Origin of the sequence: Mycobacterium shottsii (genome assembly GCF_010728525.1) — a bacterium.
Classification (GTDB): domain Bacteria; phylum Actinomycetota; class Actinomycetes; order Mycobacteriales; family Mycobacteriaceae; genus Mycobacterium; species Mycobacterium marinum.
Genome location: NZ_AP022572.1, coordinates 2,395,210 through 2,413,938 on the forward strand (window position 1 = coordinate 2,395,210; position 18,729 = coordinate 2,413,938).

General features: G+C 63.6%; 16 protein-coding genes. 4 read left to right on the forward strand and 12 right to left on the reverse strand.

Annotation, left to right across the window (positions count from 1 at the left end; translation table 11 throughout):
• The first annotated feature begins 1 nt into the window (after position 1).
• Positions 2-850 (forward strand): hypothetical protein, encoded by an 849-nt coding sequence (locus G6N41_RS11270; protein ID WP_198967392.1) that lies wholly within the window; start codon positions 2-4, stop codon positions 848-850.
• A gap of 10 nt (positions 851-860) precedes the next feature.
• Here the strand turns inward: G6N41_RS11270 and G6N41_RS11275 are convergent, their stop codons facing one another.
• Genes G6N41_RS11275 through G6N41_RS11310 form a run of 8 tightly spaced genes read right to left on the reverse strand, consistent with a single transcriptional unit; the run spans position 861 to position 9,637 of the window.
• Positions 861-1,559, reverse strand: coding sequence for an anti-sigma factor (locus tag G6N41_RS11275; protein WP_198967393.1), 699 nt, complete (start codon positions 1,557-1,559; stop codon positions 861-863).
• Positions 1,556-2,119 carry a sigma-70 family RNA polymerase sigma factor gene (locus tag G6N41_RS11280; RefSeq protein ID WP_198967394.1) on the reverse strand — a complete coding sequence of 188 codons (564 nt, stop codon included), beginning with the start codon at positions 2,117-2,119 and terminating at the stop codon, positions 1,556-1,558. Before G6N41_RS11280 ends, G6N41_RS11275 begins: the two co-directional genes overlap by 4 nt.
• A gap of 45 nt (positions 2,120-2,164) precedes the next feature.
• Entirely contained in the window at positions 2,165-2,956 is a 792-nt protein-coding gene (locus G6N41_RS11285; RefSeq protein ID WP_407663746.1) for a DUF1295 domain-containing protein, read from the reverse strand.
• Positions 2,956-4,242, reverse strand: coding sequence for a class I SAM-dependent methyltransferase (locus G6N41_RS11290; protein WP_198967395.1), 1,287 nt, complete (start codon positions 4,240-4,242; stop codon positions 2,956-2,958). Before G6N41_RS11290 ends, G6N41_RS11285 begins: the two co-directional genes overlap by 1 nt.
• Positions 4,239-4,955, reverse strand: a complete 717-nt coding sequence (locus G6N41_RS11295) for a DUF1365 domain-containing protein (protein WP_198967396.1) — start codon at positions 4,953-4,955, stop codon at positions 4,239-4,241. Before G6N41_RS11295 ends, G6N41_RS11290 begins: the two co-directional genes overlap by 4 nt.
• Positions 4,949-6,265: an NAD(P)/FAD-dependent oxidoreductase gene (locus G6N41_RS11300; protein ID WP_198967397.1), complete on the reverse strand. Its 1,317-nt coding sequence runs from the start codon at positions 6,263-6,265 to the stop codon at positions 4,949-4,951. The genes G6N41_RS11295 and G6N41_RS11300 overlap by 7 nt, the downstream gene beginning before the upstream one ends.
• Positions 6,266-6,323: 58 nt before the next feature.
• Positions 6,324-9,221 carry an MMPL/RND family transporter gene (locus G6N41_RS11305; protein WP_198967829.1) on the reverse strand — a complete coding sequence of 966 codons (2,898 nt, stop codon included), beginning with the start codon at positions 9,219-9,221 and terminating at the stop codon, positions 6,324-6,326.
• Complete coding sequence (locus G6N41_RS11310; protein WP_198967398.1) at positions 9,218-9,637, reverse strand: MmpS family protein; 420 nt, start codon at positions 9,635-9,637, stop codon at positions 9,218-9,220. The genes G6N41_RS11305 and G6N41_RS11310 overlap by 4 nt, the downstream gene beginning before the upstream one ends.
• 366 nt (positions 9,638-10,003) lie before the next feature.
• Between G6N41_RS11310 and G6N41_RS11315 the strand changes: the two genes are divergently transcribed.
• The 3 genes from G6N41_RS11315 (at position 10,004) to G6N41_RS11325 (ending at position 14,394) form a co-directional block, all read left to right on the forward strand.
• Positions 10,004-10,690 carry a TetR family transcriptional regulator gene (locus G6N41_RS11315; RefSeq protein WP_198967399.1) on the forward strand — a complete coding sequence of 229 codons (687 nt, stop codon included), beginning with the start codon at positions 10,004-10,006 and terminating at the stop codon, positions 10,688-10,690.
• Positions 10,691-10,948: 258 nt separating this feature from the next.
• Positions 10,949-11,395: an MmpS family protein gene (locus tag G6N41_RS11320; RefSeq protein ID WP_012392720.1), complete on the forward strand. Its 447-nt coding sequence runs from the start codon at positions 10,949-10,951 to the stop codon at positions 11,393-11,395.
• Between the two features lie 95 nt (positions 11,396-11,490).
• A complete protein-coding gene (locus G6N41_RS11325) occupies positions 11,491-14,394 on the forward strand; it encodes an MMPL/RND family transporter (protein WP_198967830.1) in 2,904 nt (967 codons plus the stop codon).
• A gap of 31 nt (positions 14,395-14,425) precedes the next feature.
• Here G6N41_RS11325 and G6N41_RS11330 read toward each other — a convergent pair whose 3' ends face one another.
• The 4 genes from G6N41_RS11330 to G6N41_RS11345 form a co-directional block, all read right to left on the reverse strand.
• The gene (locus G6N41_RS11330) at positions 14,426-14,773 is read right to left on the reverse strand and encodes a hypothetical protein (RefSeq protein ID WP_198967400.1); all 348 of its coding nucleotides are present in this window, start codon (positions 14,771-14,773) and stop codon (positions 14,426-14,428) included.
• 275 nt (positions 14,774-15,048) lie between these two features.
• Positions 15,049-15,498 carry a DUF5078 domain-containing protein gene (locus G6N41_RS11335; protein ID WP_198967401.1) on the reverse strand — a complete coding sequence of 150 codons (450 nt, stop codon included), beginning with the start codon at positions 15,496-15,498 and terminating at the stop codon, positions 15,049-15,051.
• A 66-nt stretch (positions 15,499-15,564) separates the two neighbouring features.
• Positions 15,565-16,479 carry a crotonase/enoyl-CoA hydratase family protein gene (locus G6N41_RS11340; protein WP_020731738.1) on the reverse strand — a complete coding sequence of 305 codons (915 nt, stop codon included), beginning with the start codon at positions 16,477-16,479 and terminating at the stop codon, positions 15,565-15,567.
• Between the two features lie 91 nt (positions 16,480-16,570).
• Positions 16,571-18,667: a prolyl oligopeptidase family serine peptidase gene (locus tag G6N41_RS11345; RefSeq protein ID WP_198967831.1), complete on the reverse strand. Its 2,097-nt coding sequence runs from the start codon at positions 18,665-18,667 to the stop codon at positions 16,571-16,573.
• Positions 18,668-18,729 lie beyond the last annotated feature (62 nt).

Sequence of the window (18,729 nt, forward strand, 5' to 3'; positions counted from 1 at the left end):
CGTGCGATTGCTTGCGACGGTGGTCTTATGGCTGGCCACCACGGTCGCGCTGGCGGTGGCGGTCCCGGCCGCGTGGGCGCAGACACACATCATCGATCGTGACGGCTACACCGCGCTGGCCGGCTGGGTCGCCGATGATCCGGTGCTGCAGTCGGCGATGGCCGCTGAACTCAGCACCCGTGCCATGGCGCTCATCGCCAAGCGCGGCGGCCAGCACGACCCGATCGACGGGTCGGCGGTGCAAGAGGCGGCCATGTCGTTTACCACCAGCGCGGCATTTCCGCCGTTGTTCGCTCAGGCGAATCGGGTGGCACACGACTGGTTGTTCAACGAACCGCAGTCCGCGGCCGAAGGCGAGCGCTGGGTGGTCGACCTGGCGCCGATGCTCAACGACAGTTCCATCCAGCAGGTCTTGAGCAGCTATCACGTGACGGTGCCCGACACCTTGCGAGTTCCGTTGACGGTGTCGACTCCCCAGCCCCTGCATCAGGGCCAATTGCGCCGAGCCGCGGTCTGGGGTCCCTGGGTCAGCATCGGGGCGGCGGCCCTCGCGGTGGTCTGCGGGCTGCTGACGCTGATCACCGCCCGCCGCCGCGGCAAGGCGCTGAGCAGTCTGGGTGTCTCGGCGCTAATGGTCGGCGCTGCCGGCTGGGCGGGCATCGAAGTCGGCGGTCGATACGTCAACGAAGCACTCAACCGCACCACGGGTGACATCCGCCGCATTGCCGATGTCATGGTCAATACCGCGGAGGGCAGCCTGCATCTGTGGCTGAATTTGACGCTGCTTGCCGGCGTCGCGCTGGTGGTGGTGGGTGCCGTGGCCGCGATGATCAGGAGCCTGTGGAACTAGCGCCGGACGGTCAGCGTAGCGGCAGCTCGGCCAGCACCGTGCCGGTCGGCTTGGTCGAACCCGTGCCGGGCTCGACGGTGAACGCCAGCGTCGTCGAGTCGCCGAGATCGGTCAGCGTCGCTTTTGTCGACGGCGTGACCGCCGTGGGGCGCATGGTTCCCGCCGATGTCGGCCCCTTGGCGTCGACCAGCCACATCTGATAGACGGTGCCCGGAGACGGCGGCGGCACATTGTTCATCACCAACACACCCGCGTTGCGATCGCGGGAGAACATCACGGTGGCCGTTCCGCCGCCGAGCCGGCCGGAGACCGTCTGCACATCCGGCGCGGCCAGCACCTGTTCGGCGACCGTCGGCGATGCCGACGGTCGGGTCAGGACGCCCAGGCCGAACGCGCCCAGCCCCACCGAGATCGCCGCGGCGGAAGCGAAAACTGCAGTGCGCCAACGTGGTTGACGGCGGCTCTGAGCGGGCTCCGCGGCTGCGAGCAGCGCCTGGCGCAGCTCTGGTGGTGGCTGCGCGGCCGTGGCGGCCGATACCACCGACATCGTTTCGCGCACCGACCGAACTTCTTCGTCGAATGCGGCGGCCACCGGCGCCGGTGCTGCGCCAAGCCGGCGCTCGATGTCGAGTCTCTCCTCGTCGGAGACCGCATCCAGGGCATACGGTGTCGCCAGCTCGAGCAGTTGGAAGTCGGTCGGCTCGGTCATGACGCATCCAGGCAGTTACGCAGACCGCGCAGCGCGTCGCGCATGCGTGATTTGATCGTCGAAAGATTGGTGGCCAACCGTTGCGACACTTCGGCATAGGTCAGCCCGCCGTAGTAGGCCAGCTCGATGCACTGCCGCTGGGTGTCGGTCAGCCCATCCAGGCACTCCAACACCCGGCGACGTTCATCACCGGCGATCGCCGAATCGGCGACCACGTCACTGGCCAGATCGACATTGGCCGCGCCATAGCGCGACTCCCGCTGGCTGCCGGCCTGCTCGGCGCGCACCCGGTCCACCGCGCGCCGATGCGCCATGGTCAGCAACCAGGCCAGGGGAGAGCCCTTGGTGGCGTCGTAATCCGATGCCGTCCGCCACACCTCGAGATAGATCTCCTGGGTGGTTTCCTCGCTGTAGCCGGCATCACGCAACACCCGTGCCACCAGTCCATACACCCGCGTACAGGTGTGGTCGTAGAACATGGCGAACGCGTCGCGCTCGCCCCGCGCGATCTGGCGCAATAGGGTGTTGAGGTCGTCGCTGCGCCCCGGCGGTCCGGTCATCGATCGGTAGCCTATCGCCAGTTGGCGCCAAGATCGCCGGACCGGTCATTGATGACGCGCCGATCGAGGCGGCCGGGGCACGAAATACGCCGTCCGCCGTTGATATTCGCCGAACCCGGGACGATCCTTCATGTGCTTCTCGGTCAGTCGCGCGCCGCTGACGTCGACCAGGAAGTACGTCATCAGCAGCGGTGAGCCCACGGTGATCAGCGGGACCCAGCCGGTGATGGTGACCAGCCACAATCCCCACCAGACGCAGGCGTCGCCGAAGTAGTTGGGGTGGCGCGTCCAGGCCCACAGGCCGCGATCCATGATGGCGCCCCGGTTGGCGGGGTCGGCCTTGAACGCCCGCAACTGGTGGTCGCCCAGGGCCTCGAAGACGACGCCGAGCAGCCACACCCCCACGCCCAGCGCCCCGACGGCCAGCAGCGGCTTCGGCGTCGGCCCGGTGAAGGCAGACAGCTGCAACGGGAAGGAGATGAACAGCGTCAAGAATGCTTGCAGCACGAACACTTTGCGCACCACCTGCCCCTGCATGGCGCCGCGGAGCAGATCCGTGTAGCGCGGATCTTCTCCCTTGCCGGCCGTCTTGCGGTGGATGTGCCAGCTCAGCCGCAAACCCCAGATAGCCACCAGCGCCAGCAGTAGCCACCGGCGGGTCGGGTCGCCGCTGCCCAGTACCGCCGAAACGGCGGCAACGGCGACGAACCCCAGCCCCCAGGCCACGTCGACGACGTTGTAGCGGCCGATGCGGTGGCCGATCGCAAATGTCACCGAATGCACGACGATCAGCGCCGCGGCAGATGCGCCGGAGATCAGCAGAATTCCGTCTCCCATCACCGGCCATCCTCACGTTCGAACGTCCACTGGTAGACGTCGAGGTAACCCGACCGGAATCCGGCCTCCGAGTAGGCCAAGTACAGCTCCCACATCCGTTTGAACACCTCGTCGAAGCCCAACTGTGCGAGCTCACCCTGGCGCTGCAGAAACCGCTCCCGCCACAGCCGCAAGGTCTGCGCGTAGTGCGGTCGCAGTGAGGCCTTGTCGATGGTGCGCAAGGCGGTGTGGCGCTCGGTGATGTCTGCGATCGCCTGGGTGGACGGCAGCAGTCCGCCCGGAAAGATGTACTTCTGCACCCAGGTCAAGGTATTGCGGCTGGCCAGCATCCGGTCATGGGGCATGGTGATCGCCTGGATCGCCACCTTCCCGCCCGGCCGCACTAGCCGCTGCAGCGCGGCGAAATACTTTGGCCACGAGTGGTATCCGATCGCCTCGATCATCTCGACGGAGAGCACGCTGTCATAGGCTGCGCCCTCGCTGCCGACATCGCGGTAGTCGCACAGGTCGATCTGGACCAGATGGGATAGACCCGCCTCGGCGACCCGCCTGCGTGCCAGCCGCTGCTGTTCGACCGAGAGGGTTATCGATCGGACCTGCGCGCCCCGCGACGCCGCCCGGATGCACAGCTCGCCCCAGCCGGTGCCGATCTCGAGCACCCGGCTACCGTCGCGAACCTGGGCCATATCGAGTAACCGATCGATCTTGCGCCGTTGGGCCGCAGCCAGATCCGGCCAGGCGGCGGGTAGCTGGTCGAAGAGCGCCGACGAATACGTCATGGTGTCGTCGAGGAACTGCGCGAACAGCTCATTCGACAGGTCGTAGTGTTCGGCGATGTTGCGTCGGGCTTCATCGCGACTGGGGTCTCGCCAGCGCGGCCGAAAAGCCGGTGCGATGGGTCGCAGCCGCTGGAGCGAGGGTGGTATCAGCTCGGCCACCGACTCGGCGAACACCGTCAGCGCCGCGGCGAGATCGTTTGATGACCACTCCGCGGCCATGTAGGACTCGCCGAAGCCGATCAGGCCGCTTCGCCCGATCCGCCGGGCCAGCGCGGCCGGCTGGTGCACCACGATGGTGGGCCCATCGGCGGCACCGATTGAGGTGCCGTCCGGGTAGACCAGTCGTAGTGGCAGCCGGGCAACCGCGCGGCGCAGCAGCCGGTGTGCGATTGCGGCAGCTACCGCGGCAAGCGGGCCCGACGGCGGCTTCGCCACCGCCGGCCAGCGCCGCGAATCGATGACTTCGGAGCGTTCTTGGAGGGGCTCGCGGACGGTGTCGACACTCATCGCGGTACCACCGGAACTCGACGCAACCACAATTTGATCCCCTGTATCCGGATGCGGGCGGCCACCACCAACGGGGCCAACGGCGCAATGATTTGCATGATCGCGACTTGTTTGGTTGTCGCTGGTAGTCGTTTCCCGTGCAGGTTGGCGGTGAAGCTCTGCCGGTTCTCGCGGTGCAGCGAAACCGTGACGTCCACCTCGGCTTCGGGCCGTGGCGCTTGTATCAGGTAGTACCCGTCGACCTGGTTGAACGGTGAGACGTAGAAGTTCTTGGCGGTGGCCACCGGCAGCTCGGCCGGCGGTAGCAGGTAGGCATGGCGTCCCCCGTAGGTGTTGTGCACCTCTGCCACCACGTGGCGCAGCCTGCCGTCGCGGGCGTGGCACCAAAAGACGCTCAACGGATTGAAGACGTATCCGAATACGCGCGCCTGCAGCAGCGCGGTGACGCGGCCGTCAGGGATTTCGGCGCCCTGTTCGGCGAAGAAAGCCTCCAGGCGGTCCCGAAGGGATCCCTGCGGCGGGGACATGAAGTGGTCATCGGCGTGGAACCGGGCCATCGGCCGTAGCCACCACGGCAGCCGGGGTAAGTCGTCAATGTCGACATACCAGCTGTAGCTGCGGTATCCGAACGAGTGGTGCACCGGGACCCGCCGCGCATGGGTGATGGTGGTGCGGTAGATCGCCGGTGTCATTACCCGGGTTTGAGTCAGCATGACAACATCGCCTCCGGTCGGGTTCGGGCCGGCCAGTCGGCTCCGAGCCGCCGCGCCGCGCGTAGTCCCGATGCGGCACCGTCCTCGTGGAATCCCCAGCCGTGGTAGGCCCCGGCGAACACCACCCGATCGTCGTCGAGCGTCGGCAAGACACGCTGGGCGGCAACCGATTCCGGCGTGTAGAGGGGATGGCTATAGGTCATCTCGGCGATCACCGATCGGGGATCCACCCGGTCGTGGCCACCGAGGGTGACCACGAAACGGCGGTTGCCGCCGATGCGCATCAACCTGCTGACGTCGTAGCTGACCACCACATGGTCCTGTCCGGGGGCCACCAGGTAGTTCCACGATGCCCGGGCTCGGTGGTGCCGTGGCAGCACCGATTCGTCGGTGTGCAGCAGGGCGCGATTGGTCGAGTAGGGGATTGCCCCCAAGACGTTGCGCTCCCAGGTCGTCGGATCATCGAGCAACAGCAGGGCCTGATCGGGGTGGACGGCGACGACAGCGGCATCGAAACAGCGGGGCGCGTCGCCACCGGCCCGTATCACGACCCCGTCGGCCGTCCGGCGCAGCGAATGCACCGCGGCGCCGGTGCGAACCTCGTCCAGACTCGAGGCGATGGCGCGCACATAGTTGACACTGCCACCGGTGACAGTGCGCCACCTCGGTGATCCGAAAACCGACAGCATGCCGTGATGATCGAGAAAGACCAACAGATACCGGGCCGGGTAGCGCAGCGCATCGCCGGCGGCGCACGACCACACGGCGGCCACCAACGGCGTGATGAAGTAGTCGACGAAGAACGACGAGAAGCGGTGCCGTTTGAGAAACGCCTCCAGCGTCTCCGGATTGTCCCCAGCGTTGCCGGCTGTGTCCTCGCGCAGCAATCTGGAGGCGGCCCGGTGGAAGCGCAGGATCTCGGCCAGCATCACCAGGTAGCGCGGCCGCAGTGCTGCCGAGCAGGCAAACAGGCCGCGTGGTCCCAGCGCTCCGGCATATTCGAGCCCGATGTCGTCGGAGCGCACCGACATCGACATCTCTGACTCTTGGGTGGCTACGTCGAGCTCGGCGAACAATCGGCACAGCGTCGGGTAGGTCCGGTCGTTATGGACCAGAAACGCCGAATCGACGCCCACGAACGTGCCGTCGCCGGCGTCTAGGCAGTGCGTATGGGCGTGTCCTCCGAGTCGGGTGTCCGCCTCGTAGAGGGTGACCCGGTCATGTCCGGACAGCAGGTAGGCGGCGGTCAGTCCGGCGACGCCGCTGCCGATGACGGCTATCGAACGCTGGGTGAGAGTTTTCTGCTGCACATGAGGTATTCGGAGCCGCCGGCCGCTTGGTTGGCCGCTCCGGAAATGCGCAACATCGTTAGCGTTCGCCGCTCATGGCCAAGGCCCGGTCGGGCTCGGGGTCTGCCGTCGGCGACGACGGGGTTCGAGCGGGTCGGGTGCGCACCCTCATCGGCCACCAGAACCAGCGGCCCAGCAATGCCGCGATGGACGGGGTCATGAAGGCCCGAACGATCAAGGTGTCGAACAGCAGGCCCAGGCCGATGGTGGTGCCGACCTGGCCGATCACCCGCAGATCGCTGACGGCCATGGAAGCCATGGTGAACGCAAACACCAGGCCCGCGTTCGTCACGACCTTGCCGGTACCGCCCATCGCGCGAATGATGCCCGTCTTCAACCCGGCCGGTATCTCCTCTTTGAACCGGGACACCAGCAGCAGGTTGTAGTCGGACCCCACCGCCAACAACACGATGACCGACATCGCGAGCACCATGTAATGCAAATCGATGTTGAGGATGTGCTGCCACAACAGCACCGACATGCCGAATGAGGCGCCCAGTGAAAGCGCCACGGTACCGACGATGACCGCGGCCGCGACGAAGGCACGGGTGAGGATCAACATGATGATGAAGATCAGGCACAGCGACGATATCCCTGCGATCAACAGGTCCCAGTCGGCGCCTTCGGAGATGTCCTTGAAGACCGATGCCGTGCCGGCCACATAGATCTTGGCGTCCTCCAAGGGGGTCCCCTTGAGTGATTCCTCGGCCGCGGTTCGAATTTGGTCGATGCTCGCGATTCCCTGGGCTGATTGGGGATCTCCGCGGTGCAAGATGATGAAGCGGGCGGCATGCCCGTCGGGGGACAGGAACGATTTCATCGCGCGCTTGAAGTCTTCGTTCTTGAAGACCTCGGGCGGAAGGTAGAACGAATCGTCGTTCTTGGCGGCGTCGAAAGCCTTGCCCATGGCGTTGGCGTTTTCGCTCATCTCGCTCATCTGGTCATAGAGACCAGACATGGTGCTGTGCATGGTGAGCATCATCAGGCGCATGCTCTCCATGGTTTCGATCATCGGCGGGAACGTCTCGATCATCTGGGGCATCAGCCGATCGAGCTCTTTGATGTCGACGACCAGGTTGTCCAGCTTTTCGTCGATCTGATCGATTCCGTCGAGTGCGTCGAATATCGACCGGAACGACGAACAGATGGGAATGTCGTAGCAGTGCTTTTCCCAGTAGAAGTAGCTGCGGATCGGACGGAAAAAGTCATCCAAATTAGCGATATGGTCGCGCAAATCTTTGGTTATCTGCTGCATCTCGATCGTGTCGCCGACCATCTTGTGGGTGTTGTTGGCCAGCTGTGTCATGAGGCCGTACATGCGTCGCATCAACGCGATGGTCTTGGCCATTTCCTCGGCCTGCGTGAGCATGTCGTTCATGCGGTCGCGCTGGTACTTCAGCGTCTGGATCTGCCCGGCATTTTGCATGCTGATCTGAAACGGTATCGACGTGTGGTCCATTGCCGTTCCGTCGGGCCGGGTTATCGCTTGCACCCGGGATATTCCTGGGACGTGGAAAATTCCCTTGGCGAGTCTGTCGAGGACGAGAAAGTCCGCGGGATTCCGCATGTCATGATCTGACTGGATCATGAGGATGTCGGGCTTCATCCGGGCCTGGGAGAAATGCCGTTCCGCGGCCGTGAACCCTTGATTGGCCGGGATGAAGTTGGGCAGATAGTCACGGTCGTTGTAGTTGGTGCGGTAGCCGGGCAACGCGAGCAGACCCACCAGGGCGACGGCCAGCGTTGCGGCCAGAACCGGCAGCGGCCAGCGCACCACCACGGTGCCGACGCGTCGCCAGCCCCGAACCTTGATCAGGCGCTTGGGGTCGAACAGTCCGAAGCGGCTGCCCACGGTCAGCACGGCCGGACCCAGGGTCAACGCCACCATCACCGCGACGAGCATCCCCACCGCGCAGGGGATGCCCAAGGTTTCGAAGTAGGGCATCCGGGCGAATTTGAGGCAGAAGGTCGCGCCGGCGATCGTCAGTCCAGAACCCAGGATGACGTGGGCGGTGCCTCGATACATCGTGTAGAAGGCCGTCTCTTTGTCTTCGCCGGCCTGACGCGCTTCCTGGTAGCGCCCGAAGATGAAGATTCCGTAGTCCGTGCCGGCCGCAATCGCCAGCGAGGTGAGCAGGCTTACCGCGAAGGTGGATAGCCCGATGGCCCCGCTGTGCCCGAGCAGCGCGACCACCCCACGCGCGGCGGTTAATTCGACTCCCACCGTGAGCAGCAGCACGACAACGGTGATCACCGATCGGTAGACCAGCAGCAACATGATGAAGATCACCGCCACCGTCGTCACGGTGATCTTGATCATGGACCTGTCGCCGCTGCTGTGCATGTCCGAAACCAGCGCTGCCGCACCGGTGACATAAGTCGTGACCCCGGGGGGTGCGGGGGTTTCCTTGACGATCTTGCGCACCGCTTCGACGGACTCATTGGCCAGCGGCTCGCCCTGATTGCCGGCGAGATTGAGCTGTACGTAGGCGGCCTTGCCGTCGTTACTCTGCGCTCCGGCCGCCGTGAGGGGATCGCCCCAGAAGTCCTGGACGCTCTGCACGTGTCGGGGATCGGCCCTCAGTTTGCGGGTCAGAACGTCGTAGTACTTGTGCGCGTCATCGCCGAGAGCGTCCTTGCCCTCCAGGACGATCATCGCCTGACTGTCGGAGTTGCCTTCGTCGAAGGCGGTGCCGATGCGCTTCATCGCTTCGTAGGAGGGCGCGTCTTTTGGGCTCAGTGACACCGAACGCTCTTGGCCGACTACTTCCAGCGATGGGATGAATACGCTGAGCGCAACGCAGACCGCGACCCAGGCGAGAATGATGGGCACCGCGAACGCGTGAATCATTCGCGCCAGAAACGGCTTTTCGGTGTGAGTGCGGGTGTCCGGGTCGTTCGCGTATTTGACGGTCACGCTGATTTCACCAGGCAATAGGTGTAAGCATTGACCTCGTTGGACACCCGCTCGGCCTTGACCTTGCCGTCTACCGTGATTCGGCAGCCAATGCTGTTGGTATTTCCTTGTGCGACAAGGTTACCCATCACGGCCGCCAAATTCGTGGTGAAATGCAACGTCCAGGGCAACACCGCACCCTCTACCTGCTGCGGGTCGGAATTGAAATCAAAATAGCTGATATCGGCGACCGTGCCCGGAGGGCCAAAGACTTCGTAGGTGATCTCTTTGGGGTTGAAAGGCTTGTTGTCGAGATTGCTGTCGGAATACGATTCGCGTTTTTCCGAGGCAAAGAAGCCGCGGATTCGGTGCACGGAAAATCCCCCGACGATGATCACCGCCACGATCACCAGCACGATCCACGTTCGCGACAGCACCTTGAAAATCTCAAGTCCCCTTTACCGGTTGGCGAAGCTACGGGGCGCACGATACCCGTATGTTCAACGCCGTTCGACCATGTTCAATCTTTGGATCGCGGTGAGGGGTGGGAGTGCCCGCAGGTAGATCCAGTAGATATGGTGGCTGTCGCAACCTCGGCGGATCTATCGGCCGATTTACGGGTTGTCACCCCGTCTCACCTCGGGCTGGCTGCATCGCGCTGAGACGCGCAACCAAGCCTGGCCTAAGTAAACCATGGCGATGGGCGGAATTGTCGACCCCTTCCGTCATCTTGGGGATGTAACGCATATCACGTGCGTAAAGGTACGGTACCCGGTCGGCATTACCCTCGCAAATCACGCAGTGTGCGTTATCCTCTGGCGGTGGCGCAACTAACCTTCCGGCGCGCGCGCACCGAGGAGAACAAGCGCCAGCGTGCGGCCGCTTTGGTGGAGGCCGCGCGCTCGTTGGCATCCGAGACCGGTGTTGCGTCGGTCACGCTGACTGCGGTTGCCAGCGGCGCCGGAATCCACTACTCGGCGGTGCGTCGCTATTTCACTTCGCATAAAGAGGTATTGCTGCACCTTGCTGCCGAGGGCTGGCAGCGGTGGTCGAACACGGTCTGTGGGGAGCTGAGCCAGCCCGGTCCCATGACCGAATCGCGGGTGGCCGCGGCGTTGGCTGACGGCCTGGTCGCGGACCCGTTGTTCTGTGACCTGCTGGCCAACCTTCACCTGCACCTCGAGCACGAAGTGGAGGTGGACAGGGTTGTGGAGGTCAAGCGCACCAGCACCGCCGCCGTGATTGCGCTTGCTGATGCGATCGAGAACGCACTGCCCGCGCTTGGGCGTGCGGGGGCGTTCGACGTTCTGCTGGCGGCCTACTCGCTGGGGGCCACGCTTTGGCAGATCGCGAATCCGCCGCAGCGGCTCACCGACGTCTATGCCGAGGAGCCCGACGTGCTTCCGCCGGAGTGGAATCTTGACTTCGCGGCCGCTCTCACTCGTATGCTGACCGCTACCTGTTGCGGCTTGACCGCCAAATCGTCGTAAGTCACCGGAGAATGGGCCATTTGAGCGGGCATCGGTTCCGGCGCCATCCGTGGAGCGGAAATTCTGCGGCCTACCCCATGGTGTGTTTAAGATGCTTAGCGCAACAAACAAATGGATGGTATGGCTAAGTAAGTCAGCTTTTGTTCCAACACCGTTGGAGTTGCGGCGTGGACACCGTTGTCCAACCTGACGCCTGCGCGCCACGGCTGCAGTACTTGATTGGAACGGACCTGCCCCCTGCTAGCGGAAGGTGATTGGGTGCCCAATATCTCGGTTCTCAACGCGCTGAAGCGAACGTGGATCGCGCTGGTCATCCTGGCCGTAGTCGTGATCGCGGCGTTCAGCGTCAATCGGCTTCGCAGCTACTTCGGTGTCCATGACGACCGTCCCCTTACCAGCGGCGTCTCCGATGACATCAAGCCGTTCAACCCCAAGCACGTGGTCTATGAAGTCTTTGGTCCGCCGGGGACCGTCGCCAACATCAACTATCTGGACATTGAAGCCCAGCCTCAGCGGGTCAGCGGCGTGACGTTGCCCTGGACGCTGGCGGTGACGACCACGCTCCCGTCGGTCAGCGTCAATGTCGTCGCTCAGGGTGACACCGACCAGATCGGGTGCCGGATCATCGTGAACGGCGAAGTCAAGGACGAAAGGTCCGAGAACGAAGTGAACGCCCAGACCTTCTGCCTGGTGAAATCGGCATGAGCGACGACCAGGCGGTAAGCGAACGTGCGGCCTCGAACGGGGCCTCGAACGGGGCCGGAGCCGAGAACGGGAACGGGAACCGGAGCCGCCTCTCGATGGCCCGGCTGATCCACCGGTTGGCGGTGCCCATCGTTGTGTTCTGGGTGGGACTGGTCGCCGTCCTCGTGATGTTCGTTCCGTCGCTCGAGGAAGTCGGCAAGCAACACACAGTTTCGCTGAGCCCGAGTGACGCAGAGTCGATGATCGCGATGAAGCGTGTCGGCAAGGTGTTCAAAGAATTCGACACCGACAGCGCGATCATGATTGTGCTGGAGGGCGATCACCCACTGGGTGATGAGGCACACCATTACTACGACGAGCTGGTCCGCAAGCTCAAGGCGGACACAGACCATGTGCAGCACGTCCAGGACTTCTGGGGTGACCCGCTGACGGCCGCGGGATCACAGAGCCCGGACGGCAAGGCGGCCTACGTCCAGGCATACCTCGTTGGCAATCAAGGGGAAGCCAAGGCCAATGAGTCCGTCGACGCGGTACGCGAGCTGGTCAACGACACCCCGGCCCCGCCGGGGGTCAAGGCGTATGTCACCGGCCCGGCCGCGCTCATCGCCGATCAATCCACGGCGGGCGATGCGAGTATCCAGCGGGTCACCTTCATCACCATTGGGGTGATCTTTGTGATGCTGCTTTCTGTCTACCGATCATTGATCACCGTGATCTCGGTTCTCGTGATGGTCGGGATCGAGCTGATGGCGGCACGCGGAGTGGTCGCCTTCCTAGCGGATAACAACGTCATCGGTCTGTCGACCTTCGCGGTCAATCTCCTGGTGCTGATGGCCATCGCCGCCGGAACCGACTACGCGATCTTCGTCCTGGGCCGATATCAAGAGGCGCGCGGCGAGGAGGAGAGCCGAGAGAAGGCTTTCTACACGATGTTTCACGGGACGGCGCACGTTGTCCTGGGCTCGGGCCTCACCATCGCGGGTGCAATGTATTGCCTGAGCTTCACCCGCCTTCCCTACTTCCAGACGCTGGGCGCTCCTTGTGCGGTCGGAATGTTGGTTGCGGTGCTGGCCGCGCTCACCCTGGGGCCAGCGGTCTTGGTAGTCGGGAGTTTCTTCAAACTCTTCGACCCAAAACGCAAGATGCGAACCCGGGGATGGCGGCGGGTGGGAACGGCAATCGTCCGCTGGCCCGGGCCGATTCTGGCGGTTTCCATCGCGATCGCCCTGATCGGGTTGCTGGCCCTGCCCGGATACCGGACCAACTACGACAGCAAGAAGTATCTACCGGCCTCGACCCCGACGAACGTCGGCTATACGGCAGCCGACCGACATTTCTCGCAGGCCAGGATGAACCCCGAATTGTTGATGGTCGAGACCGACCATGACATGCGGAATCCGGCCGACATGCTGGTAATCGACCGCATTGCCAAAGGGGTGTTCCATCTGCCCGGAGTCGCCCGGGTGCAGGCGGTAACCAGGCCCCTCGGGAAGCCCATCGAGCACTCGTCGATTCCGTTTCAGATCAGCATGCAAAACACCGTCCAGGTGGAAAACATGCAGTACATGAAACAGCGGATGGCAGACATGTTGATCCAGGCCGCCGCCATGCAGGATTCCATCGACACCCTGGACCGCATGTACGACATCATGGGCAAGATGGTCGAAACCACCCACGATATGGACGGTCTGACCCATGACATGGTCGAGATCACCGACGAGTTGCGGGACCACATCGCCGATTTCGATGACTTTTGGCGTCCCATTCGCAGCTACTTCTACTGGGAGAAGCACTGCTACGACGTTCCCATCTGCTGGTCGCTGCGGTCCATATTCGATGCCCTTGACGGCGTTGACAAGATCACCGAGAAACTGGCCGCGCTCTCCCGTGACATAGATCGGCTCGATATCTTGATGCCGCAGATGCGGGCTCAGATCCCCTTCCAGATCGCGTCGATGAAAACCATGAAGACGATGATGCTGACCATGCACAGCTCGATGTCCTCGCTGTATGACCAGATGGACGAGATGTCCAAGAATTCCACCGCGATGGGGAAGGCTTTCGACGCCGCCAGGAATGACGATTCGTTCTACATTCCGCCGGAGGTGTTCGACAATGCCGATTTCAAGCGTGGTCTGAAAATGTTCCTGTCACCCGACGGGCACGCGGTCCGCTTCATCATCTCGCACGAAGGTGACCCCGCCAGTACCGAGGGCATCTCGCACGTCAAGCCGATCATGGACGAGGCCAAACAGGCCATCAAGGGCACCCCACTCGAGGGCGCCGAGATCTATCTGGCGGGTACCGCCTCGGTCTACAAGGAGATGCGGGACGGGTCGCGGTGGGACCTGCTGATCGCGGGAGTTGCTGCGGTCAGTCTGATCCTGATCATCATGCTGATCATTACCCGAAGCCTGGTCGCCGCGGTGGTCATTGTGGGCACCGTATTGCTGTCGCTGGGTGCCTCGTTCGGGCTTTCCGTCCTGGTATGGCAGGACATCTTCGGCGTCGAACTGCACTGGATGGTGTTGGCGATGTCAGTGATTCTGTTGTTGGCGGTGGGTTCGGACTACAACTTGTTGCTGGTTTCGCGCTTGAAGGAGGAAATCGGTGCCGGATTGAAGACCGGCATCATCCGCGCGATGGCCGGCACCGGTGGGGTGGTGACCACTGCCGGTCTGGTGTTTGCCGCCACCATGGCTTCGTTCATTTTCAGCGATTTGCGGGTAATCGGGCAGGTGGGTACCACCATCGGGCTGGGGCTGTTGTTCGACACGCTGATTGTGCGTTCGTTCATGACCCCATCCATCGCGGCGCTGATGGGCCGCTGGTTCTGGTGGCCGCAACAAGTCCGTACTCGACCCGCCAGTCAGTTGCTCCGTCCGTACGGACCGCGCCCGTTGGTGCGGGCGTTGCTGCTTCCCCGCAACGGTGATTCCGCCGACGGACCTGAAGACACCAATACCGAGCGGTTGGCGGTGAGTTCGCCGCACTACTGACGCGGTCGGTGACAGCCGCCGTCGGCCCGGGCTAGACTCCGGGCTGGTCGTTGAATCTGCACCGGCGCACGTCGCGGATGATGTCGCCGGGGTCGGACAGCGGGGCCCCGCAGGTCAGGCAGTATGCGCCCGACGAGCGGCCCAGACGGTTCACTCGCACCAGCGCTGCGGCCCGGGCGCGCCCGAGGCAGTCGCCGCACAGGATGTCGATGACGTTCCCGAACGGATCAAGATTGGGCCGGTTGCAGTGGTCCAATGCGTGGGTGTGGACGACATGCGTCGCGCGATTTGTGCAACCCGCGTCGGACCGGCAGGTCAGCGTCTGCCAGTCGAGCGCGACCAGAACGCCGGGGACCTCATTGCCAGTTGCCTGATTCATGCGAATACCTCCGACTTTCCGGACTGCATTCGCTACTTGACAAGGTCAGGGAACAATCGGCTGGCCGGAGTACCGCGCGGCCATGTCGGCAATGATCTGCATCCCGGGGGGCTCGGTTCGGTAGAGATACCGTCCGAATTTGGCTACGGATGCCAGTATGGCCACCGCGTGAGCGCACTAGCTGTCCGCCGAACGGCCAATGCAAGGCTGAATCACCCATCCCCCAAACAGCGGACGAAAACCCCGGCGAACCGACCCGGACGGGAGGGTGTTGGTTATGCCCAGTTCCACACCGACATGTCGCCCGCGGGGTATTGGTTGCAGACCTCGGTCGACTTGGCGACAACACCCTTGTTGTTGAAGAAGATCTTCATGTGGTTGCGCCAGCCCCACCACAGCGGATCGATGGAGTCGTAGAAGTGCTCGGAATAGTCCCGGCGATCCGCGGGGCTCAGCGAGAAGAACCAGTGGGCCTTGTCTTGGGTTGCCTGCTGAAACTCCGGGTGGTTGTTGTAGTCGATCATGTACCGCTGGTAGTACACCGGGCTGGTGTCCCTGGTGGCCGCGAGCACCTGCTCGGCGTCGCAGCTGGTCGCGATTATCCGGCGAGGTATCGGGAAGTCGTCTGTTGAGTCGGCTGCGGCGGTCTTCGGAAACACCGCCGCAGCGATCCCGATAGCGAGGAAAATGGCGCCTGCTCGCAGGCTAGAACTCAGCCGAGACATAGTTGCAACGTTAGCACTTCCAGTGCTGGGGCGTAGGGGCCAAGGTCACATTCGTAGTCCATCTCACTATCGGTCGCGATCAGGGACTATCACGTGATTGGGGTTGGGCCGCAGCTCCGGTGGGGCCTGGCTGTAATCACCGAACGGTCCATCTCGACGCTCGACCGCGGCCCGCACTCCCTGGCTTTCGGCGGTTTTGATGAAGTCCAACGCGTCCGGCGTATTGCGCATCAGGCCGTCGAGAATGCCGCCCAGGGTCTGGGTGGATGCCAGCCCCATATTTTCGTAGGCTTGATTGACGATCAGTTTCTGCGCCTGTAGCTGGGACAACGGAATCTGCGCCAGCTCGGCGGCGACCTCGGCGACCCGGGCTTCGAGCCGTTCGAACGGCACCGCCTCGTTGATCAGCTCGATCTGCGCGGCCTGGACGCCGGACAGCGGCCGACCGGTCAAGGAATGCCATTTGGCCTTGGCAAAGCTCAACCGGTAGAGCCACATCCCGGACAGGTACGCGCCCCACATTCGGCTGTACGGGGTTCCGATCACGGCGTCATCGCTGGCAATGACGATGTCGGCGCACAACGCGTAGTCGCTGGCTCCGCCGACACACCAGCCGTGGATCTGCGCGATCACCGGTTTCGACGCCCGCCAGATGGCCATGAATTTCTGTGTCGGGGCGGTCTCGCGGGCGGTGACCATGGCGAAGTCTTTGCCCGGATCCCATTGCCCGTCGGTCATCATGGTTTCGCCCCAATGCTGGAAACCCCCGCCAAAGTCGTAACCCCCCGAGAAGGCGCGGCCGGCACCGCGTAACACGATGACTTTGATGCCCTGGTCCCGTTCGGCCAGCCCCACGGCTGCCTCGATCTCATCGGGCATGGGCGGAACGATCGTGTTGAGGTGCTCCGGGCGATTGAGCGTGATGGTCGCCACCGGGCCCGCTGTCGAGTACAGCAGCGTCTGGAACTCAGGAGTTGGCATAGCCGAAGCGAAGCCGCTGCAGGGCGCCAGTGTCAAGCATCGACATGCCGTGTCAACTGGCGCCGTGCCGGCGCAGTGGCCAAGTGGGAAACTATTTCCGGCTGCCCAGCATTCGCCACAGGAACGAGTAGCTCAGCGCCGATTTGAACGCGAGTTGCTCGTTGTCGGCCGCACCCCCGTGCCCGCCCTCGATGTTCTCGTAGTACCAGACCCGGTGCCCGCTGGCCTGCAGCGCGGCGGTCATTTTGCGGGCGTGGCCGGGATGCACCCGGTCGTCTCGGGTGGATGTGGTGATCAGGATCGGGGGATAGGTCCGGTCCGCTGAGATGTTTTGGTAGGGGGAGTATTCGGAGATGAACGCCCAGTCGTCGGGGTTGTCGGGGTCGCCGTATTCGGCGACCCATGAGGCGCCCGCCAACAGCAAGTGGTAGCGCTTCATGTCCAGCAGCGGCACGTTGCAGACCAGCGCGCCAAATTTGTCCGGGTACTTGGTCACCATGATGCCCATCAGCAGTCCGCCGTTGCTGCCGCCCTGCGCGCCGAGCTGGTCGACCGTGGTGATGCCGCGCCGCACGAGGTCGTCGGCTACGGCCACGAAGTCTTCGGCGACCTTGTGCCGGCCCTCACGCATCGCCTGGGTGTGCCAGCCGGGCCCGTATTCACCGCCGCCGCGGATATTGGCCAGGACGTAGGTGCCGCCGCGGGCCAGCCATAGCCGGCCCATCACGCCGCTGTAGCCCGGGGTATTGGATGTCTCGAAGCCCCCGTAGCCGTAGAGCAAAGTCGGGCCGGGTCCATCGGAGCCGGTGGGGCGAACCAGGAAGTACGGGATCGACGTTCCGTCTTCGGATGTCGCGAAATGCTGTGATACCGCGATGTTTTGAGAATCGAAGAATGTGGGTGCGGACTTGATCTGCTCCAACTGCGTCGTCGCGGATCCGGCGGTGCCGCGCAGCAACCGCGACGGTGCATCGAATCCGCTGGAGTCCAGGAAGAACTCGTCGCCGGTGTCGTCGGCGGCGACGATCACGGTGTTGGTCGATGCGGGGATGCCGGCGATGGGTTCGCGGCGCCAACTTCCCGGCGTGACGATTTCGACCTGGCTGGCCACATCAGCGAGTGAAACCATCAACAGTCGGTCCCGAACCCAGGCGTAGTGGTACAGGCAGGTGTGTTCGTCGGGCTCGAACACGACGTGCAAATCCCTTGTACCGCCGAGGAAATCATCGTAGTTCGCGGCAAGCAGCGAGCCGGCGTGGTAGGTCTTGGCGGCATCGTCCGCGCCGGCTTTGGGGGACCAGTCGGTGCGTAGCTCGATCAGCAGCCACTCGCGGTGAACCGACATGCTGCTGGCATCGGTCGGCATGTCGAGGGGGATCAGTTTTGTCCCCCGCAATTCGTAGCGTTGTCTGTTCCAGAAGTCCAGGGACCGCGATACGAAAGTGCGTTCAAAACCGGGTGTGCGATCGGTGGAACCGCCCGCGCTGACATCGGTGCGTGCACCCTGGAAAATCATTTCCGAGTCGCTCAGTGGTGTGCCTCGCCGCCACCGCTTCACGATGCGTGGGTATCCGGATTCGGTCATCGAGTCGGGGCCGAAGTCGGTACCCACCAGGATGGTGTCCGGATCGTCCCAGCCGACTTGCGACTTGGCCTCGGGCAGCTCGAATCCATCGGCGACGAATTCGCGCGTCACCATGTCGAATTCGCGCACGACGACGGCATCCGAACCACCGGGGGACAGGCTGATCAGTGCGCGGGTGAACTCGGGTTCGATCACGTCGGCGCCGGCCCACACCCATTTCTTGTCGTCCGTGCGCCCTAGTTCGTCCACGTCGATGAGCACGTCCCACTCCGGTGCGTCGGTGCGGTAGCTCTCCAGCGTGGTTCGCCGCCACAGCCCGCGGGGGTTGTTCGCGTCGCGCCAGAAGTCGTAGAGGTAGTCCCCGCGCCGACGCACGTATGGGATCCGGGCGTCGGTGTCGAGCACCTCGAGTGCCTCGGTGCGCATCCGCTCGAATTCGTCCTCGGACTCACCGCCCCAGAACTGCGCCTTGGTCGGTTCGTTGCGTGCGCGAACCCAATCCAGTGCCTCTTCGCCGGTGACGTCTTCGAGCCACAGATACGGATCGGTGGTGGTGTCTGCCGCGTCGGGAGCTTGGGGAGCCTCAGGAGCCTTGGGAGCCATGGAAGCCATTGTGGCCCCGGCGGTAGTGTGAGCTGTATTACATGAACTAACGAGGAGCCGAT

Excerpts from the sequence above, each read along its gene's own strand:
- G6N41_RS11325 (WP_198967830.1), top strand. The coding sequence starts at position 11,491 with ATGGCCCGGCTGATCCACCGGTTGGCGGTGCCCATCGTTGTGTTCTGG.
- G6N41_RS11335 (WP_198967401.1), bottom strand. The coding sequence starts at position 15,498 with ATGTCTCGGCTGAGTTCTAGCCTGCGAGCAGGCGCCATTTTCCTCGCT.
- G6N41_RS11345 (WP_198967831.1), bottom strand. The coding sequence starts at position 18,667 with ATGGCTCCCAAGGCTCCTGAGGCTCCCCAAGCTCCCGACGCGGCAGAC.
- G6N41_RS11330 (WP_198967400.1), bottom strand. The coding sequence starts at position 14,773 with ATGAATCAGGCAACTGGCAATGAGGTCCCCGGCGTTCTGGTCGCGCTC.
- G6N41_RS11340 (WP_020731738.1), bottom strand. The coding sequence starts at position 16,479 with ATGCCAACTCCTGAGTTCCAGACGCTGCTGTACTCGACAGCGGGCCCG.
- G6N41_RS11280 (WP_198967394.1), bottom strand. The coding sequence starts at position 2,119 with ATGACCGGACCGCCGGGGCGCAGCGACGACCTCAACACCCTATTGCGC.
- G6N41_RS11295 (WP_198967396.1), bottom strand. The coding sequence starts at position 4,955 with ATGCTGACTCAAACCCGGGTAATGACACCGGCGATCTACCGCACCACC.
- G6N41_RS11290 (WP_198967395.1), bottom strand. The coding sequence starts at position 4,242 with ATGAGTGTCGACACCGTCCGCGAGCCCCTCCAAGAACGCTCCGAAGTC.
- G6N41_RS11285 (WP_407663746.1), bottom strand. The coding sequence starts at position 2,956 with ATGGGAGACGGAATTCTGCTGATCTCCGGCGCATCTGCCGCGGCGCTG.
- G6N41_RS11275 (WP_198967393.1), bottom strand. The coding sequence starts at position 1,559 with ATGACCGAGCCGACCGACTTCCAACTGCTCGAGCTGGCGACACCGTAT.